This window comes from Thermogemmatispora tikiterensis (assembly GCF_003268475.1).
Lineage (GTDB): Bacteria > Chloroflexota > Ktedonobacteria > Ktedonobacterales > Ktedonobacteraceae > Thermogemmatispora > Thermogemmatispora tikiterensis.
Genome location: NZ_MCIF01000002.1, coordinates 3,198,816 through 3,216,029, shown reverse-complemented (window position 1 = coordinate 3,216,029; position 17,214 = coordinate 3,198,816). Strand labels below are relative to the sequence as shown.

The 17,214-nt window shown below is 62.2% G+C and carries 14 protein-coding genes; 6 read left to right on the top strand and 8 right to left on the bottom strand.

Features of this window, described 5'->3' with window-relative positions:
* Positions 1-84 precede the first annotated feature (84 nt).
* The 4 genes from A4R35_RS12975 to A4R35_RS12960 form a co-directional block, all read right to left on the bottom strand.
* Positions 85-702: an adenylyltransferase/cytidyltransferase family protein gene (locus A4R35_RS12975; protein ID WP_223258321.1), complete on the bottom strand. Its 618-nt coding sequence runs from the start codon at positions 700-702 to the stop codon at positions 85-87.
* A complete protein-coding gene (locus A4R35_RS12970; protein WP_189361749.1) occupies positions 695-1,723 on the bottom strand; it encodes a bifunctional heptose 7-phosphate kinase/heptose 1-phosphate adenyltransferase in 1,029 nt (342 codons plus the stop codon). The genes A4R35_RS12975 and A4R35_RS12970 overlap by 8 nt, the downstream gene beginning before the upstream one ends.
* Positions 1,720-2,529, bottom strand: a complete 810-nt coding sequence (locus A4R35_RS12965) for a WecB/TagA/CpsF family glycosyltransferase (RefSeq protein WP_112429999.1) — start codon at positions 2,527-2,529, stop codon at positions 1,720-1,722. Before A4R35_RS12965 ends, A4R35_RS12970 begins: the two co-directional genes overlap by 4 nt.
* Before the next feature lie 63 nt (positions 2,530-2,592).
* Positions 2,593-2,883 carry a DUF503 domain-containing protein gene (locus tag A4R35_RS12960; RefSeq protein WP_069804186.1) on the bottom strand — a complete coding sequence of 97 codons (291 nt, stop codon included), beginning with the start codon at positions 2,881-2,883 and terminating at the stop codon, positions 2,593-2,595.
* A gap of 465 nt (positions 2,884-3,348) precedes the next feature.
* Between A4R35_RS12960 and upp the strand changes: the two genes are divergently transcribed.
* From upp to A4R35_RS12945, 3 genes are all read left to right on the top strand, one after another.
* Positions 3,349-4,017, top strand: coding sequence for a uracil phosphoribosyltransferase (gene upp, locus A4R35_RS12955; protein ID WP_112434176.1), 669 nt, complete (start codon positions 3,349-3,351; stop codon positions 4,015-4,017).
* Positions 4,018-4,037: 20 nt separating this feature from the next.
* Positions 4,038-4,508 (top strand): hypothetical protein, encoded by a 471-nt coding sequence (locus A4R35_RS12950; RefSeq protein ID WP_112429997.1) that lies wholly within the window; start codon positions 4,038-4,040, stop codon positions 4,506-4,508.
* Between the two features lie 210 nt (positions 4,509-4,718).
* Positions 4,719-5,540 carry a M55 family metallopeptidase gene (locus A4R35_RS12945; protein WP_112429995.1) on the top strand — a complete coding sequence of 274 codons (822 nt, stop codon included), beginning with the start codon at positions 4,719-4,721 and terminating at the stop codon, positions 5,538-5,540.
* A 246-nt stretch (positions 5,541-5,786) separates the two neighbouring features.
* On the opposite strand, the gene A4R35_RS12940 is transcribed toward A4R35_RS12945, so the two are convergent.
* The 3 genes from A4R35_RS12940 to clpB all read right to left on the bottom strand — a co-directional run bounded on the left by A4R35_RS12940 (position 5,787) and on the right by clpB (position 12,000).
* The gene (locus tag A4R35_RS12940) at positions 5,787-7,625 is read right to left on the bottom strand and encodes a methyl-accepting chemotaxis protein (protein WP_189361748.1); all 1,839 of its coding nucleotides are present in this window, start codon (positions 7,623-7,625) and stop codon (positions 5,787-5,789) included.
* Between the two features lie 280 nt (positions 7,626-7,905).
* Positions 7,906-9,270 (bottom strand): helix-turn-helix transcriptional regulator, encoded by a 1,365-nt coding sequence (locus tag A4R35_RS12935; RefSeq protein ID WP_112429990.1) that lies wholly within the window; start codon positions 9,268-9,270, stop codon positions 7,906-7,908.
* 129 nt (positions 9,271-9,399) lie between these two features.
* Positions 9,400-12,000, bottom strand: coding sequence for an ATP-dependent chaperone ClpB (gene clpB / locus A4R35_RS12930; protein WP_112429988.1), 2,601 nt, complete (start codon positions 11,998-12,000; stop codon positions 9,400-9,402).
* Between the two features lie 87 nt (positions 12,001-12,087).
* Between clpB and scpB the strand changes: the two genes are divergently transcribed.
* Together scpB and A4R35_RS12920 are read left to right on the top strand one after the other, a co-directional pair.
* Complete coding sequence (scpB, locus tag A4R35_RS12925; RefSeq protein ID WP_223258320.1) at positions 12,088-12,978, top strand: SMC-Scp complex subunit ScpB; 891 nt, start codon at positions 12,088-12,090, stop codon at positions 12,976-12,978.
* Positions 12,979-13,094: 116 nt separating this feature from the next.
* Complete coding sequence (locus tag A4R35_RS12920) at positions 13,095-14,036, top strand: deoxyribonuclease IV (protein ID WP_112429986.1); 942 nt, start codon at positions 13,095-13,097, stop codon at positions 14,034-14,036.
* A 132-nt stretch (positions 14,037-14,168) separates the two neighbouring features.
* On the opposite strand, the gene A4R35_RS12915 is transcribed toward A4R35_RS12920, so the two are convergent.
* Positions 14,169-14,927 (bottom strand): FG-GAP repeat domain-containing protein, encoded by a 759-nt coding sequence (locus A4R35_RS12915; RefSeq protein ID WP_112429984.1) that lies wholly within the window; start codon positions 14,925-14,927, stop codon positions 14,169-14,171.
* Between the two features lie 1,202 nt (positions 14,928-16,129).
* Here A4R35_RS12915 and A4R35_RS12910 point away from each other — a divergent pair.
* Positions 16,130-17,158, top strand: coding sequence for an NADH-quinone oxidoreductase subunit B family protein (locus tag A4R35_RS12910; RefSeq protein ID WP_112429982.1), 1,029 nt, complete (start codon positions 16,130-16,132; stop codon positions 17,156-17,158).
* Positions 17,159-17,214: the final 56 nt, after the last annotated feature.

The following is a 17,214-nucleotide window of genomic DNA, read 5'->3' as shown; positions in this document are numbered from 1 at the left end:
GAAGCCCATCTGTAGCAAGAGCAGGCGGGCTGACCATCCAGCCAGGCGGCAAAAGAAAAGTCAGACCAACAGGCTGCGCAGCGATCATGGCAGGCGCTTGATAGCCATGATCAACTCTGTCGTCGAATGATGGGCTAAATATGGGATCAGGCGGACGCTGCCGCCGTAGCTCTGAACGACCTGAGCCTCCGGCAGACGGGCAGGATCGGGCACGCTGTCCCGGGCCGAGGCCGAGAGCGGGGAAGCGGCGTAGTCGCCCCCCTTAACATAGATTGCCGGGCGCAGCAGGGCCACCAGGTCACAGGCTGTTGGCTCGACAAAGATAGTCACATAGTCGACGCAGGCCAGGGCCGCCAGAATCTCGGCTCGCTCCTCCTGGGGGACCAGAGGACGCCCCGGGCCTTTGAGGAGCCGGGTGCTCTCATCGCTATTGAGTCCAACGATCAGAAAGTCGCCCAGGGCACGGGCCTCCTGAAGATAGCGCACGTGGCCCAGGTGGAGCAGGTCGAAGCAGCCATTAGTGAAGACCGCCCGTTCACCGGCCTCCTGTCGTTGGCGCACCAGGGCAGCCAGCTGCTCGCGCTCCATTATCTTGGCGCGTGTTGCCAGCGGTGAGCCGGAGCAGCCCGTTAACGGAGCCGGTCCGGCGGGGCGGGCGTTGTCGTCCTGGATTGTCTGCCTGGATTCTCCTCCATTACTCATGCAGCGCATCCATCAATTCTTCGGGCGTATTGCTGGCGCAGCCGAGGCGGCGTACTACCAGCGCAGCAGCTACATTCGAAAGGAAAGCTGCCTCGGCCATCGTCGCGCCGGCGGTCAGGGCCAGGGTGAAAGTTGCGGCCACTGTATCGCCAGCTCCATTGGTATCGACCACCTCGCTGCTATGGCGGTTCAAGCGGTAGATCGGCAGATGCAGCGGCTCCCTACCGACCTCGAAGAGGCTCATTCCCTCGCTCCCGCGTGTGATCAGCACGCCGCGGGCCTGGCTGCCCTCCAGCAGGCGCCGCCCGGCCTCGTTCAGCTCCTCCTCGTTATGGATCATCATCCCCAGCGTCGCCTCTGCCTCTGGCTGATTAGGAGTCAGCGCTGTGACACCCTGGAAGCGGAAGAGCGAGCCATGCGAATCCACGACGATGATTTTGCCCAGCTCGCGTGCCAGGGGCAGGCAGGCAGCAATGATATCGGGGCTGATGACCCCGTTCTCGTAATCGGCCACCATGACCGCGTCCATCGAAGGGAGCATGCGCTGAATATAGGCGATAATCTGGCTCTTGCAGGGTTCAGCGACCTCCGATGTGTCGACGCGATCCAGGCGCACGATATGCTGGCGCACTACCTGCGGACTGCCAGCCAGGATGCGGGTCTTCGTCGAAGTCGGGCGGCGTGGGTCGGTAAAGAGGCCCTCCTGGTGGATGCCCCAATCGCGAATGGCCTGGCGCAGGCGGGCACCGGGGGCGTCATCGCCAACCACGCCAGCCAGGAAGACCTCTGCGCCCAGCGCGCGTGCGTTAACGGCCACATTGGTAGCGCCACCTGGAATCGTGCGTTCTTCGCTCAGTTCAAGGATCAAGACCGGAGCCTCGCGTGCAATGCGCGTCGGACGCCCGATCAAATACTCATCGGCGACCATATCGCCGATGACTAGCACGCGCTTGCCGGCGAAGGCTGAAATAAGAGTGTGCAGGCGTTCAAGCCTGCTGGCGCCAAGCTCTTCCTGCATCATGCCTCTGAGTGCCTTCCTCGTCCCTTGAAGATTACCACCAGTGCAAAGTGGGGCAATGCCAGCATCCGGCGCCAGCGCCACGGCTCGTGATAAAGGCGATAGAGCCATTCCAGGCCCAGGCGCTGCCAGGCGCGGGGCGCCCGCTTCTTGCGGCCTGAAAGGAAATCGAAGGCGCCGCCAACTCCCATTGCCACGGCCACTGGCAGGCGTGACAGGTTGCGCCAGATCCACAGCTCCTGAGCTGGCGCGCCGTAGGCCACGCAGAGCAGGTCGGCCTGGGCGGCGACCAGACGCTGCAAGATGGCCTCCTCGTCGGCGGGATCGGGCGAACCAGCGTAGGTGCCGGCGATCTGCAAGCCAGGGAAGCGCGCACAGAGGCGAGCGGCGGTGGCCTCGGCCACACCGGGAGCAGCGCCAAGTAAATAAAGGCGATAGCCGTGAGCGGCGCAGCGCTCCGCCAGGGCCGGAATCAAATCGGTGCCTGTGATGCGTTCAGGGGCGGGCTGGCCCAGATAGCGCGTCGCCCAGACCACGCCGATGCCGTCGGGCACATTCAGCGCCGCCTCATTGATAGCCTGGCGAAAGGCCGGGTTGCGGCGCGCCTCCATGACAAACTCAGGATTGACCGTCACAACCTGACTGCAGGGCAGACGATTACCACTGGCGCGCCGGCGGCGAATCTGCTCCTCGATAAAGGTGAGCGCTTCCTCCTGCGTAACGCGATCGATGCGCACGCCGAGCACAGAGACAGAACGAGGGCTTCCCCGACTCTGGCTGGGCGTGCTCTCCACTTGCTCTACTGACATAGTGCCTATCGTAACTACTCAGTCCGGTCGGTCAGGCGAGCCTGGCAGGGGCGGGCATCACCATCACCAGCTCATAATCTCGGTCCTGGCGTCGGTCACGATCACATCGGGGCGTGTCTCTTCGATGAAGCGCCAGACATGATCAAGGACCTCTTCGGCGTGCTGGCTGCTGGTGCTCACGTAAGACAGCCCCAGGTAGGCGATCTGCCAGCGGTCATGCCCATCTACCTCGGCAATCGCTACCTCGAACTGGTTGCGCACGCGCGCCATAATCGATTTCAGAACCTGCCGTTTTGCTTTCAACGAGTGGCACGACGGCAGATGCAATGTGATTTGACAGACTCCCACGACCATGAGGCTAGTATAGCACAGTTGGTCGGCTCTCGTGACCTGCTTGTCTGCACTTCACGTACTTCCAGGTCCCGGACCAGCCTGGCCAGTTCCCCGGCAAGCTCGCTGCCGCTGGAACCAGTTTACTCGCTTGCCACGCGGTTACTCGCCGCGGCTTCCTCGTTCATCCGTTGGTTGGTCTGTGCCAGGGGGTGGCCTGGAGGCCATCCCTGCGGCGGGGCGTAACGAACGCGCAGAGTAGCGCAGGCTAAGTGGCGCAGGGGCTGGCTCCGCCGTGCCAGCTGCCAGTCGCTGAGGAGCTTGCTGGCAGCTGGCGGGCGGGATGGGACACTCTCGACGCCCTCAATTATCTCTGATAGAATGGCATAAAGGCAACCATACAGGCCACTTTTCTTCCGCCACAAGCATGAAGGAGAAGGCAAGATGACAGAAGTTGGTACGCGGAGCGAAGAACAGCCCGTGCTCCCAATGCAGGGAGTGCCACAACCTCGTCGAGAAGAGGTCCTCAATCTACCACGTGTGCATATATCTCGTCACCCTGTAGTGGCGCATAAGATGACAGCCTTGCGCGACAGGCGCACGCCGCCGACCGAATTCTATCGCCTGGTGAAGGAGATCGGGGCCTTGCTGGCCTATGAGGCCACGGCCCACCTCTCGCTAGAGCCGGTCGAGGTGGAGACGCCGCTGCAGAAAACCGTGGGCCAGCGTCTGGCCGGTGGCATCGGCATTACGCCGATTCTGCGCGCTGGTCTGGGGCTGGCGGAGGGGTTCCGCGAGGTCATCCCAGATGCCCAGGTCTGGCATCTGGGTCTGCGGCGCGATGAGCGGACGCTCCAGGCCCAGGAGTACTATAATCGGCTTCCCAGTACTGTCAACCTGCAAGTCTGTTACGCCGTCGATCCAATGCTGGCGACTGGCGGCTCCGCGATCGATGCCATTTCGATCCTGAAGCAGCGGCATATTCCACGCATCTGCTATGTGGGCATCATTGCCGCTCCCTATGGGTTGCTGCGGCTCTCGCAGGTGCATCCAGATATCGACATCTACATTGCTGCTCTTGATGAGAGCCTGAACGATTACGGCTTTATTCTGCCGGGCCTGGGCGATGCCGGCGACCGGCAGTTTGGAACCTTCTGAGGAGGATAACGAAGGGTGCGATGTCGGATGTAAACCATGACCCGGAACAGCTCCATTCAGAGGCAGCTCAGGAGTCAGACGGGCGTGACCAGAGAGACGGGGAGGCCGCTGTCTCTGAAGCGGCTCCCCAGGCCAGTGCCGGGGAGGCAGCGGCCAGCCAGCCCGCGCCAGTAGAGGCAGCCACGCCAGAGTGGGAAACAAACGGTGGTCCACTGGGCTGCTGTCTGGGTGTGACTGTCGGCCTCTTACTGAGCCTCTGCCTGCCTGTGGCCGTGCGCCTCGTTGGCTCGCCGCTCTCCGATTTCTTCAATGGTGCTCTCCTGCGGGTGATGATGGCTCTGGCCGCAGTGGTAGCCGCCATCATCTGCGGCTACTTTGGCTGGAAGGTCGGGCGCCGCCTCTATCGTGAGTATGAGCTGAGTCCCCGCCAGCGGCGCCGTCTGGAAGAGCTGGAGCGCAAATACGCGCAACGTCAACGACGACACCCCTGAGCGAGTGTCAGCAGTGGCAAGCAAGGCTGGATGAATCCTGATCCGTTCTCCTGTTTCCAGAGCAGCGAAGATGGCGAAACCGTAGGAAGATAAGGGCTTTGATTTTTTGCCTTTTGGTCTCCTGATACGTCATATAAGATAGAGAAGGCCAAGATGCTACTGACGGACATCTATAAGCGATTCTACAGTGCTTGAGGGAGAGCTTCCCCTATGCGGATCGTTATCTTTTGCGATATGGAAGGGGTAGCCTGCATTGAGAACTGGGAGCAGGTTACGGCAGGTCGCCCGCTCTATGAAGAGGCGCGCAGGCTCTATACTGACGAGATGAATGCAGCGGTGCGCGGAGCGCGCGCTGCTGGAGCCACAGAAATCATAGTGGTAGACTGTCACGGGGCCGGTGGAGCTTATAACTTCAAAAGTTTTCTCCCGGAGCGTCTGGAGTCTGGTGCTCAATATGTTCTGGGCCACCCCTGGGCGCGCTACGTCGAAGCCTTCGAACGCGGCTGTGACGCCATTCTCTTTGTCGGCGCTCATGCGATGGCCGGCACGCCCGATGGCGTGCTCTGCCATACTGTTTCTTCCGAGGCCTGGTACAATGCCTGGATCAATGAAACGCGCGTTGGCGAGAGTGGCATCCTTGCTGCCATCGCTGGCTGCTGGGATGTTCCTGCTGTCTTTGTCTCCGGTGACGCGGCTACCTGTCGCGAGGTGACGGCCCTGCTCGGCCCACAGGTGGTCACGGCTGAGGTCAAGCGTGGACTGAGCTGCTTTTCCGCCGTCCATATGGCGCCACGCGATGCCTGTTCACTGATCGAGATGGGCGTGGCACGGGCGCTGAGCACGCGCAACTGGCCCAAGCCCTACAAACCGAGCATCAGCCCGGTCACTTTCAAGGTCGAGTTGGCCGAGCCAGGATGGGCGAGTGACTTCAAGGGCCGCCAGGGAGTGGAAATTGTTGGGCCACGGACGGTCATTTCAACAGCCGCAACCTTCTGGCAAGCCTGGGACCAGTTTTGGTATCGCCACGCTTAACTGAGGAGCGCGCCGGTCCAGCTTAACTGGCTCGAAGCGGCCCCGCCCCGGCTCTCCCAGAGCAGCCTGGGGGCTCAGGCTCTGTCGCCTATGGATATTCTGCCTGTCTCCAGGCCACATGGCTCCATCCACCTCCGCCTCCGAGCCGGAAGCGCGCAGAGCACAACAGGCTGGCCGAGCCTCTTCCCCGTCTGGAGAGCAATGCGCTGTGACGCGCCCGCTGCCGAAACAGGCAGTCTGACGCCTTCACAGCTCTTCTTGCACCTTGAACGGTGCCAGGCGCCGGCGCAGGCTCTCGGTCAGACTGACCATTGTATCAACGGCCTGTTTGCTATGCTGCAGGTGCTCGTTGAGTTCCGCGCTCATTCGCGACATTTCCCCTATGGAAGCGACGGCCAGCTGCGAGCTTTTGCTCTGGCGTTCTGTATCGACATGGATCACATCGGCCAGATCGGCGATCTGCTCAGCCACTGTCAGAATGGCATCCAGTTCGATGCCGGTCTGCGTGACCAGGTCGGTCTGCGTGATCACCTGCTGCGTATTGCGCTCCACGCTCTGGGAAATGGCCGTTGTCTCGTGCTGCACCGTACGGATGTGGGTAGCAACCTTGCGCGCCGCTTCGGCGCTGCGCACCGCCAGGGTGCGAATCTCCTGGGCGATCACCGCGAAGCCCTGACCGTACTCGCTGGCACGCACGGCCTCGATAGCCGCGTTGAGTGCCAGCAGATTCATGCTGGCCGTCAGATCAGTAATGGCCGTCACTGTCTCATTAATCTCCTGACCGCTCTCGCTCAGGCGCTTCATGAGGCGGGCAGACTGCATGGTCGCCTCGCGCACCTGCCGGATGCCCTCCACGGCCCGATCCACCGTCTCCTGTCCCTTGGCCGTCACGTCCAGGGCCTCCGAGGTCATCTGCGTTAGCCTGGCGGCGTGTTCACCCAGCTGGCGGATCAGAGTCGTCAGCTGATCGACCTCGTGGGAGAGATGGTAGACCTGGCGCTCCTGTTGATCGGCGTCGCGCACCAGCAGCTCAGCGCTTCGCTGCAGGCCGTGAGTGTAGTCATCGAGCGTGCGCGTGCTTTTCTGGAGGTCGGAGACGATAGCATGGAGCTGCTCGATCAGCGTATTGAGTACCTCCACCACCGGCTCCAGGGAGGCATGACGGGCTTGTAGTCGGACCCGCAGATCGCCGCGACTGAGCGGCTCCAGATCGGCACGCAGAGCGGCAATAGCCTCCTGCAGAGAGCGATGTTCGGCCTCCTGCTGGGCGAAGACCTGAGCGTTGTCGATCGCGATGGCCGCCTGGTTGGCAAAGAGTTCGAGGATCTCGATGCGCTCCAGCGTCGGGATCTGGCCATCCTCCGGCTCGTCGAGGGAGATAAAGCCGACCAGCTGCCTCTTGCGTGGACTGTAGAGCGGCACAATCAGCATATCGAGCGGGTGCCAGCCACCGGGCTGATAGTCGCTGAGTGGCATATTGCCGACCAGGGTGACATCAGCAAACTCATGGATATGCTCGTGCGAAATAAAATAGCTCTGGCTGATGCGGAACTCTGGTCGCATCTGACGCAGCATCTGCTCCACCCGCATTGGATGCTCGATGAGGCGGCGCTGGTCCTCGCTGGAGATACCGGCGAAGGCTACAGCCTTCAGGTACTCGCTATTCTCTTGCAGCAGCTTAATCACTGCGCTGCGGAAGCCAGTGCAGGCGGTGATCGAAGCGGCGATCTGCTGGAGCACCTCCTCCAGGCCCAGCTCAGCGCGCAGCATGTTACCCAGGCGGATCAGCTCCTTGACCTGGCGCGTATAAAGCGCCTGCTCCTGGGTTGTCGCCGGATTGGCCGTACCGGTCGCGCTGGCGGGGCCGGTGGCGGGCACTGCTGCAGGTACGGCGGACTGAGGTCGTGAGGCGAAGCGCTCGCGCTCCGCTGAGGTATTGAGCGGGGGGAAGGTAGTCATAGCAGCCCTACTCCGTGCATGGTTAGTCTCGTGATGGACGCTCCGTTCCTGGCGTGTCGGCTCGTTGCCGCTGCGCAGGCGTACACGCAGGGGAATAAACCAGTTCTGCTGTTTTCTCTCTGCCATGCCAGCATCGTATTCCTTTCCAGTGCGGCCCGCGCGGTCTGGCCTGGCGGCAAAAAGCGAGGCAGCCGGTCTTGCCTCCTGTGCTTCCGGTGGGCGAAAAGGACTCCCATGCCGCGCTAAAAAGTCGCCTCCAGTCTTAGGGTGAGGATAGCATATTCTCATGCAAGAGTACAAGGTGGGTGGGAAGATGGTTTGAAGAAGACTCGTTTTGAGGCATCCGGGCCTGCTGGCAGCCAACGGGCCACCTCAGAGCGGCGCTGGCTCTGCACTGCTCTTGCTCTCAAGATTCGGTAGATGCCAGGGCATCGAGCGGGAGCAGGCCCTCCTCTATAGCTCGACTGAGGGCCTCGGTGCGTCCCGAGACCTGCAGCTTCTGGTAGATATTGGCCAGATGGAAATTCACTGTGCGCTCGCTGACCTGCAGGCGACGGGCGATTTCTTTGTTGCGCAGGCCGCGAGCCAGCAGCAGCAGAACCTGACGTTCGCGAGCTGTCAGCGAGCTGGAGGTAGGGCTGACCTCTCCCTGGCTGAGGCGCGTCAGCAGGCGCGCCGCCAGTTGAGGCTGAACTACGGTCTCTCCCCGGGCCACCGCACGGATAGCCTGGACCAGCTCGTCGGGGGCTACTTCCCTGAGCAGATAGCCGTCGGCTCCGGCCCTTAGCGCGGCTGAAAGGTGCTCGGGACGACTGGAAGCAGAGAGCACAAGAATATGGGTATCGGGGCTCAGCTGCTTCATTTGGCGTAAGGTTTCTACTCCTTGCTCGTCGGGCAAAGGAAGATCGAGCAGTACCACCTGTGGACCCAATTCCAGGGCTTCGCCGCTGGCCTGGATGCCACTGGCGGCCTCGCCGATGACCTGCAGATCGGGGTAGCTCTCTAGCAGACGACGCAGACCGGCGCGCATCACGGGTTGGGCAGCGACCACCAGCAGGCGCAGGCTCTGAGGAGATGTCTCCGCTCCCCCGGTGGGCAAGAGCGGCCCAGGGCTAGAGCCAGGCGGACGCCTGTAGGGCAGGCTGAAACTGATCCGGTGATCCTGGCCTGGCTCGCTGCTGATCGTCAGGCTGCCGCCCAGAGCATGCAGCTGCTGGCTCAGGGCCTCCTGATCAGTGATAGCCGGCGCAAAAGGAGGCGCTGCCACAACCGTGTCCGCCTCGTCAAGGGTGCCGTCGTCGCTCAGGGTTAACTCCAGCCTCTCGCGGCCATAGTGCAGGGTCAGCCGCAGATGGCGGACGGCCCGATGATAGGCCACCATAGCGAGGGCCGCGCGCGTCAGGCGGTAAAGCAGGACTGCTGCCGAGGGGTCCAGCTGCCGCATCTCGCCTGTCACCTGAACCCGGCTGGCGGCCCCCAGGGCTTCGGCGCGCTCCTCCACCAATCGCCCCAGCGCTTCCGCCAGCCTCGCCGTCTGTTGCTCCGGCTCCCCGTCGATCGGGGTCTCGCTGGCGAGGCGCAGCTCGGTCAGCAAGATCGTAACCTCTTCCTCCACCAGAGCCAGGCCCTGAGCCAGGCTGGAAAGCTGCTCAGGGGCAAGAGGCTCGGTCACCAGCGTGCGCAAAGCTCGCAGCTGCAAAGCGATCGTACTGAGCGCCTCAAGCAAACCGTCGTTGCGACCGACGGCGTGGGTGCTATCTACTGGTAGCATCGGTCAGCACTCTCCTGCAAATAAGGGAAGCCAGCCGGCCTCTGAGGCTGGTACTGGCACGTCGATCCGGCTGGCCTCAAGCAAGCAGTGCAGGCAGACAGACAGGCCCTGCTTGCGGTCTGGGTGGCCTCAGACCTGGGCCGCCGCCCGCACTGGCTCGATCACAATCTGGCCATCGCGGGCGTCGATCCGTACCGTATCGCCCTCGCGAATCGTCCCATCCAGCAGCGCACGGGCCAGGCGATTCTCGACCTCGCGCTGGATCACCCGCTTGAGCGGGCGGGCACCGAAATGAGGATCGTATCCCTCGCTTGCCAGCAGCTCACGGGCGGCCTCGCTCAGCTGCAAGCTGATATGGCGCTCGGCCAGGCGCGGGCGCAGGCGATTGATCTGAATATCCACGATCTCCTTAATCCGCTCAGGCGTCAGCGGATGGAAGATCACAATCTCGTCGATCCGGTTGATGAACTCCGGGCGGAAGCCCTCCTCGCGCAGGCGCTGGCGGACCTGCCGCTGGGCCTCCTCCTCATCGAGGCCCTCGAGCTCGGGCAGCCAGGTGGTGCCCACGTTGCTCGTCATAATGATGACCGTGTTCTTGAAGTCCACGGTGCGGCCCTGGCCGTCGGTCAGGCGACCATCGTCGAGCAGCTGCAGCAAGACATTGAAGACATCGGGCGCGGCCTTCTCGATCTCATCGAAGAGCACCACACTGTAAGGATGGCGGCGCACGGCCTCCGTCAACTGGCCGCCCTCCTCATAGCCGACATAGCCCGGCGGAGCACCGATCAGACGCGAGACGCTATGCTTCTCCATGTACTCCGACATGTCGATGCGCACCAGCGCCTGCTCATTATCAAAGAGGAACTCCGCCAGGGCCCGGGCCAGCTCCGTCTTGCCGACGCCAGTCGGACCCAGGAAGAGGAAGCTGGCCAGCGGACGGTTGGGGTCCTGCAGACCGGCACGCGCCCGGCGAATGGCATCCGAGACCGCCCGCAGCGCATGGTCCTGGCCAACCACGCGCTCCCGCAGGCGCTCCTCCATCTTCAGCAGCTTCTGGACCTCGCCCTCCATCAATCGGGCAACCGGGATATGTGTCCACTTCGAGACAATCTCAGCGATATCTTCGGCGTCGACCTCCTCCTTCAGCATCCGCGCTCCCTGAATTTCGCTCAGCTTCCCTTCCATCTCGCGGATGCGGCGCTCCAGCTCTGGAATGATACCGTAGCGCAGGCGGGCCTGCTCCTCCAGGTTATACTCGCGCTCGGCCCGCTCCAGAGCCACCTGAGCCTCTTCTAGCTCCGTCTTCAGACGGCGCAGCGTCTCCACCGGCTCCCGCTCGCGCTCCAGCGAGAGGCGCAGACTATGCAGCTGCTCATTCAGATTGGCAATCTCCTGCTCCACGCGCTCGCGCCGCTCACGGCTGGCCGGGTCGGTCTCCTTTTTCAGGGCCTCATGCTCCACCTGGAGCTGACGGATGCGACGCTCCAGCGCGTCGATCTCGCTTGGCGTGCTATCTAGCTCCACGCGGCGCCGGCTGGCCGCCTCATCGATCAGATCGATGGCCTTATCCGGCAAGAAGCGGTCGCTGATATAGCGCTTCGACAGCACCGCCGCCGCCACCAGAGCGCTATCCTGGATGCGGACGCCGTGATGGACCTCATAGCGCTGCTTCAAGCCGCGCAGGATACTGATCGTATCCTCGACCGACGGCTCCTCGACCATGATTGGCTGGAAGCGGCGCTCAAGGGCCGCGTCTTTCTCGATATATTTACGATACTCGTCGAGCGTCGTTGCGCCGATGCAGTGCAGCTCACCGCGGGCCAGCAGAGGCTTGAGCATATTCGAGGCGTCCATCGCCCCCTCAGCGGCGCCAGCCCCAACCAGCGTATGCAGCTCATCGATAAAGAGAATGATGCGTCCCTCAGAATTCTGGATCTCGCGCAGGACCGCCTTCAGGCGCTCCTCGAACTCGCCGCGGTACTTGGCGCCTGCGATCAGCGCACCCAAATCGAGAGCGATAATCTGTTTATCTTTGAGCGTCTTGGGCACATCTCCGCGCACAATGCGCTGGGCCAGGCCCTCGACAATGGCCGTCTTACCTACGCCAGGATCGCCGATCAGCACCGGATTATTCTTTGTGCGTCGGCTGAGCACCTGGATCACGCGGCGGATCTCCTCATCGCGCCCGATCACCGGATCAAGCTTGCCCTGAGCTGCCAGGGCCGTCAGATTGCGCCCGTATTTCTCCAGGGCCTGATACTTCCCTTCGGGATTCTCATCCGTTACACGCTGCGCACCACGAATCGCGCTCAACGCACGCAGCGTCGTATCGCGCGTCACCCCAGCGGCGCGGAAGGCGCGCTGAATGGCCTCACCACCAACCTCAAACAGCGCCAGCAGCAAATGCTCGACACTCAGATACTCATCCTTGAAACTGCTCATCTGGCGCCAGGCCTCTTCCAGGACCCGCCGCAGCTGCGGCGAAAGACCTGGCTCGCTGCCACCATAGACGCGCGGCATACGCTCCAGCTCGTTGCGCACTACCCGCCGCGCTGCTGCCAGGTCACCCCCGGCCTTCTGAATGACCTCGCTCGTAATGCCCCCTTGCTGCTCTAGCAGGGCATAGAGCAGATGCTCTGGCTCGATCTGGCTATGGTTGTAGCTCCGCGCTAATTCTGAGGCATCCGTAATGGCCTCGCGGGCCTTCTCAGTTAAGCGCTCTAACTTCATGGCTCTTGTAGTCTCCCCCCTGGTTGCAAACGTCTTACCTTGTCTGTTACTATACCACATTGAGTGACTCATTGCAAGAAGATTTGAGTGAATTATTATCAAAGTTTGGGCGGGAGGACCAAAATTGCCGGCTATGCTGGGCGGAAGGGCTATGGTATAATGGCCGCGCCGTCTCTCTCCTCTCAGCGGGAGGGAGGCGAGCGCGGCGCTCAGGTCAGTCAAGTCAGTCAACTAGTCAGCAATCACTCACCCACTATGCGGAGGCAGGACGAGGTGAGCGCGGAGGCGCCGAACGGCACGACAGAAGTGGCGGCACTGCCACAGGCCTTGCAGGGAGATGAGGCGCGCGTCGCCTCGGCGATCGAGAGCCTGCTCTTTGTGGCGGGGCGACCGCTGGAGCAGAACGAGCTGCGCAAGGTCTTGGCTGTCAGCGAGGAAGAGCTGCAGGCAGGCCTGCGGGCGCTGGCCCATATTTTGGAAGAGCAACGACGTGGGCTGCGCTTGCAGCGTCTGGGCACTCAGGTGCAGCTGGTAACGGCACCTGAGAATGCGCGCTATGTGGCGGCACTGCTGGGCCTGCCCTTAACTGCTAAACTGACGCCGGCGGCTCTGGAGACACTGGCAGTGATCTGCTATCGCCAGCCGATTACGCGCGCGCAGATCGAGGCCATTCGCGGCGTGAATAGCGATCGGGCTTTGGCCAGTCTGATCCAACATGGGCTGGTTGCTGAAGTGGGTCGGGCCCCGACGGTGGGCCATCCAGCTCTTTTTGCGACGACGCCGGAATTCCTGCAGCAGTTTGGGCTGACGAGCCTGGAGGAGTTGCCTCATATCGATGGGTTACCTGATGTCCAACGCGCCGTTCAGGCTCTGCAAGAACGGTTGCCCTTGAGCGAAGGCGCCGCCTCACTGGCTGGCCAGGGTGGGCAGACATCCGGGGCGGCAGAGGGCCATCCTGCGCAGGAAGCGGCTCCCTGAGCTTCCTCCTGGCCTGGGAGATTGACCGCCTGGCCCTGCTGACGAGCGGGCGGAGCCAGGTGCCAGACCGGCTCAGGCCGTGCAAGCATGCATGCGGACGTGGAGTAGAGAGCACAATGAGAATAGGGCGACATATGCCGCTCAACGGCAGACCGCTGCGGGCGCTGGAGATTGCCTCTTCCCTGGGCTGTGAGACCATTCAGCTCTTTGCCAGCAACCCCACAGGCTGGAAGCCGCCGACTGGCGGCGAAGAGGCAGCGCTGGAGTTTGCGCAGGCCGCGCGAGCGCGAGGTCTGGCGCCGCTCGTTATCCATGCCCCCTATCTGATCAACCTGGCCTCGCCGCGTGAGGAGGTCTGGCAGCCCTCGATCAGGCTCCTCTCCTGGACGCTGCAGCGGGCGGCTCTGCTCGGAGCCTCCGATGTCGTAGTGCACATTGGCAGCCACCGGGGGGCTGGCATCGAGCTGGGCATTGCCCGCCTGAAGGAAGCCTTGGGCCTGGTCCTGGCTGAGGCCCCCTCTGATGTGCGCCTCCTGCTCGAAAACGACGTCGGAGCTGGCCATACACTGGGGCAGCGCTTCGAGGAGCTGGCCACCGTGCTGGCGCTCCTACCAGAGGAGCAGGAGCGGCTGGGAATCTGTCTGGATACGGCCCATCTGTGGGGCGCTGGCTACGATATCGGCTCACCCGCCGGTGTGGAGGCGGTCCTGCAGCGCTTCAGCGAGCTAGTCGGTCTCTCACGGCTCAAGGTGCTGCATTTCAACGACAGTCGGCAGCCTTTGGGTAGTCATCGCGATGTCCATGCGCGAGTAGGCGAGGGGCAGATTCCTGTGGAGGGACTGCAGGCTCTGCTCAACGATGCCCGCCTGTCCGGGTTGACGGTGGTGCTGGAAACACCCATCAAGCGCGATGAACAGGACCGCGAGGACTGGGAACATGATCGAGCGCATCTACAGTATGTGAAGAGTCTGCGTGCTCTAGACAGCGGCCAGGCTGCTCCACGGCCGGGGCGTGAGCAGGCGAGCGAAGGGGTAGGAGCGTCTCAGTCGGCGGAGTAAAGAGGACAGGAGCGAGGTTCGTGCCAGCGACTCCCTGCGGAGTAGACGCGTGCGGAATCCCGCTTCTGTCCTCCACTGAAGGCTTGGAAATCGGAAAGCCACAGGCGTCACAGCTTGTGGCCGACGCCCGGCTCAGAAGGAGATGTGATCGGCGGCGGTAGTCGGGCGGAAGGTATTGCCATCGTTTAGCAATACAAGGCGCTGCTCGCCGATATGGACGATCAGGTCTGGCCGACCGTCTCCGTTCACATCGCGGACCTCGGCGGTAATCGGGACCAGGTCCTGATTGGGGCCGAAGAGCACCGGACCATTGTAGACGCGCGCGTTGTTGCCATCTCCACCAGGAAATTCAATGATCTCAACATGTCGATTGAGATTGATAAAGACAAAGTGGGTGGGATGGCTTGGGCTATCGTTGTGCCCAACTACGGCGTCCATCTGCCAGGTGCGTGGGCGCCCAAACTGGACATCTTCCTGGTGGAGCTGCCACCAGGAGCCGAGATAAGCCAGGCCCAGGCCGAGCAGGGCGATGAACAGGAGGCCCAGAAGAAAACTGCGCAGGACCCAGGAGCGGCCCGTGCGCCGGGCCTTGATGCGCGTTGGGGCTACTGTGCGCAGACCCTCGGGCACCACGGCCTTGGTGGAGGTCGTGCCATATTCCGGCCTCATCTGGCTACTGGCCCGCCTCCGCTGGATGAAAACCGCCGGCTGCGGACCAGTAATGCCACTCAGCGGACCAGCCACATCCGCGTTGGCGGGTGGCAGGGGCTGATAGCGGCGTGTGCTGCTCGGCAGCCGCGGCGTAAGGTAGATGGCATCATCCTCCTCCTCCCCGGTGATGGCCTGCCTCCTTCTGGTCACCCCGGGCGGCTGACGAAGCTGTATCGTCATGGAGTATTTTCCCCTTTTTCGCCGGCCCATATGGGCCTAGAATGCATGTTCTATATACTAAGGCTATCACCGTTCGTTTGTCAAGTCCCCCGGTAGGAAAATCTTAGATGTTGCCCGGCGTGAAACAGCGTATAACAATGTGAGACAGATGCAGCTGCGTTGCAGCTCCAATGTCTGCTTTGCAGGGATTCAGACTTGACTCTCTTGATTTGTCTATGCTATAGTTGATTGTGTCTCGGGTTGCTTACCAGACGTGAACCTCAACAATTCTTCTGAAGAAGCCAAAGTCCATCCCTGAGCGGAAGTTTCTATCGCGAGCCTTATTAGAACAAGGAAGCATTCAGTGCTCTCAGGGAAGAGCTGGTCCCTGGATGTCGTGTTGTTAGCGCGTCTTGTGCTCATGAGGTGGGACGACGGACCGGCTGAGGGCTTTCCGGCTGTGCTGTTTACATCGGAACCCCTTATCCGCTCCTTTGTTGGTGCTTTAACTACTTCGTCGCTGTAGTGTGCGCCCTTCATGTTATCTGTAAGCTGGCCCAAATGAGTTCGGGCTGAGCTTTCTCCTACCAGGCCGTGCTGCTTGTCTTGTTGCCCTGCTGACTGGCGCTGCGCTTTGCTCTGCCTGTCTGGCAGTCTGCTGAGAAGGCAGGAAGAGAGTGCGCCGTCGGCCCAGGACCGACTGGGTTGAGGTTTCTTCCTCTGTGCTGTTGGCTGTCTGATGGGGGCGCGGAGCAGTGTGATGCGGCGTGATGCGAAAAGAGGGGCTGTATCTTGTGCTCAGATGGGGCAGGGCGGCAGGCGCTGGCCAGGTCCAGGCTCAGGCCAGGTCGATGCTCGTGAGGGTGGGCTGCGCGGATATTTTGTCTGCCGTGCCTGCCAGGAATGGTACGTCAAGTTTTCTCCCTCTCTCTCCCTGGTGGTGCCGTGCGCTTGCTCTGGTATCCAGGCGGGGAGGCTCGCGATTTGGGGTGGCTCGCTATTCTCAATATAGAGGTGCTGGAGGAGAGGAGAGGAGTAACTCAAAGGGGTAGTTTGTTAGGTTGAGCAAGGAAGCCCGGGATGCGCTGCATCTAGCGGCAGCGAAGGCATCGTGTGCGTGTGTCTATGTTGTTTGTCTGCGTGCCAGTTAGTTCATCAGGCAGTGAGTGACTGGCCTGGCTGAGGGCAAGCACTGGCGCGCTCTTGTTGAAGGAGGCACCGCTATGACCAGGACGCGCGTGGAGGCGGTCCACATCGTCTGGATCACCGCGGGCCTGGGCTGTGATGGCGACTCGGTCTCGATTACGGCGGCCAGTCAGCCAAGCCTGGAAGATGTGATCCTGGGAGCGATTCCGGGACTTCCCCGCGTCTATTTGCACAATCCTGTCCTCGCCTATGAGCTGGGCGGCGACAGCTTTATGACCTGGTGGTACCAGGCCGAACGCGGCGAGCTTGATCCCTTTGTGCTGGTGGTGGAAGGCTCGATCCCCAACGAGCGCATTAAGCGTGAAGGCTATTGGGCGGCGCTGGGAACCGATCCGGCGACTGGACAGCCGATCACGACCTGTGAGTGGATCGATCGCCTGGCGCCGAAAGCCTGGGCGGTGGTGGCCATCGGAACCTGCGCCACCTACGGCGGCATCCATGCCATGCAGGGCAACCCCACCGGGGCGATGGGCCTGGCCGACTATCTGGGCCACGGCTGGAAGTCATGGGCTGGCATCCCCATTGTCAATGTCCCTGGCTGCCCTGTGCAGCCGGACAATTTCATGGAGACGCTCCTCTACTTGCTCTACCAGGCGGCGGGTCTGGCCCCAATGATCCCCCTCGACGACCTCGGGCGCCCTACCTGGCTCTTCGGCAGAACCGTGCATGAGGGCTGCGATCGCGGTAGCTACTACGAACAAGGCGATTTCGCCACGGAGTATGGCGCTCCCCAGTGCCTGGTGAAACTCGGCTGCTGGGGCCCGGTGGTACAGTGCAATGTGCCGAAGCGGGGATGGATGGCCGGCATTGGTGGCTGCCCCAATGTGGGCGGGATCTGTATCGGTTGTACGATGCCCGGCTTCCCCGATAAGTTTATGCCCTTCATGGATGAGCCGCCTGGGGCCAAGCTGTCTACCGGGATTGCCGGCGCCTACGGTGGGGCGATTCGGGCGCTGCGCAGTATTACGAAGTCAACACTCAATAAAGAGCCTTCGTGGCGCCGTAAGGGCCGCGAGCTGGCGACCGGCTATCAACCGCGCTGGTAGAGGAGGGAACGACTACCCACCGCCCCTGACGGGTGACGGCGCCCGAGCCTTGTTCC

Excerpts from the sequence above, each read along its gene's own strand:
- A4R35_RS12960 (WP_069804186.1), bottom strand. The coding sequence starts at position 2,883 with ATGGTCGTGGGAGTCTGTCAAATCACATTGCATCTGCCGTCGTGCCAC.
- A4R35_RS12940 (WP_189361748.1), bottom strand. The coding sequence starts at position 7,625 with ATGGCAGAGAGAAAACAGCAGAACTGGTTTATTCCCCTGCGTGTACGC.
- A4R35_RS12915 (WP_112429984.1), bottom strand. The coding sequence starts at position 14,927 with ATGACGATACAGCTTCGTCAGCCGCCCGGGGTGACCAGAAGGAGGCAG.
- A4R35_RS12945 (WP_112429995.1), top strand. The coding sequence starts at position 4,719 with ATGCGGATCGTTATCTTTTGCGATATGGAAGGGGTAGCCTGCATTGAG.
- A4R35_RS12910 (WP_112429982.1), top strand. The coding sequence starts at position 16,130 with ATGACCAGGACGCGCGTGGAGGCGGTCCACATCGTCTGGATCACCGCG.
- clpB (WP_112429988.1), bottom strand. The coding sequence starts at position 12,000 with ATGAAGTTAGAGCGCTTAACTGAGAAGGCCCGCGAGGCCATTACGGAT.
- A4R35_RS12935 (WP_112429990.1), bottom strand. The coding sequence starts at position 9,270 with ATGCTACCAGTAGATAGCACCCACGCCGTCGGTCGCAACGACGGTTTG.
- A4R35_RS12950 (WP_112429997.1), top strand. The coding sequence starts at position 4,038 with ATGTCGGATGTAAACCATGACCCGGAACAGCTCCATTCAGAGGCAGCT.
- A4R35_RS12970 (WP_189361749.1), bottom strand. The coding sequence starts at position 1,723 with ATGATGCAGGAAGAGCTTGGCGCCAGCAGGCTTGAACGCCTGCACACT.
- A4R35_RS12920 (WP_112429986.1), top strand. The coding sequence starts at position 13,095 with ATGAGAATAGGGCGACATATGCCGCTCAACGGCAGACCGCTGCGGGCG.
- A4R35_RS12965 (WP_112429999.1), bottom strand. The coding sequence starts at position 2,529 with ATGTCAGTAGAGCAAGTGGAGAGCACGCCCAGCCAGAGTCGGGGAAGC.
- A4R35_RS12975 (WP_223258321.1), bottom strand. The coding sequence starts at position 702 with ATGAGTAATGGAGGAGAATCCAGGCAGACAATCCAGGACGACAACGCC.
- upp (WP_112434176.1), top strand. The coding sequence starts at position 3,349 with ATGCAGGGAGTGCCACAACCTCGTCGAGAAGAGGTCCTCAATCTACCA.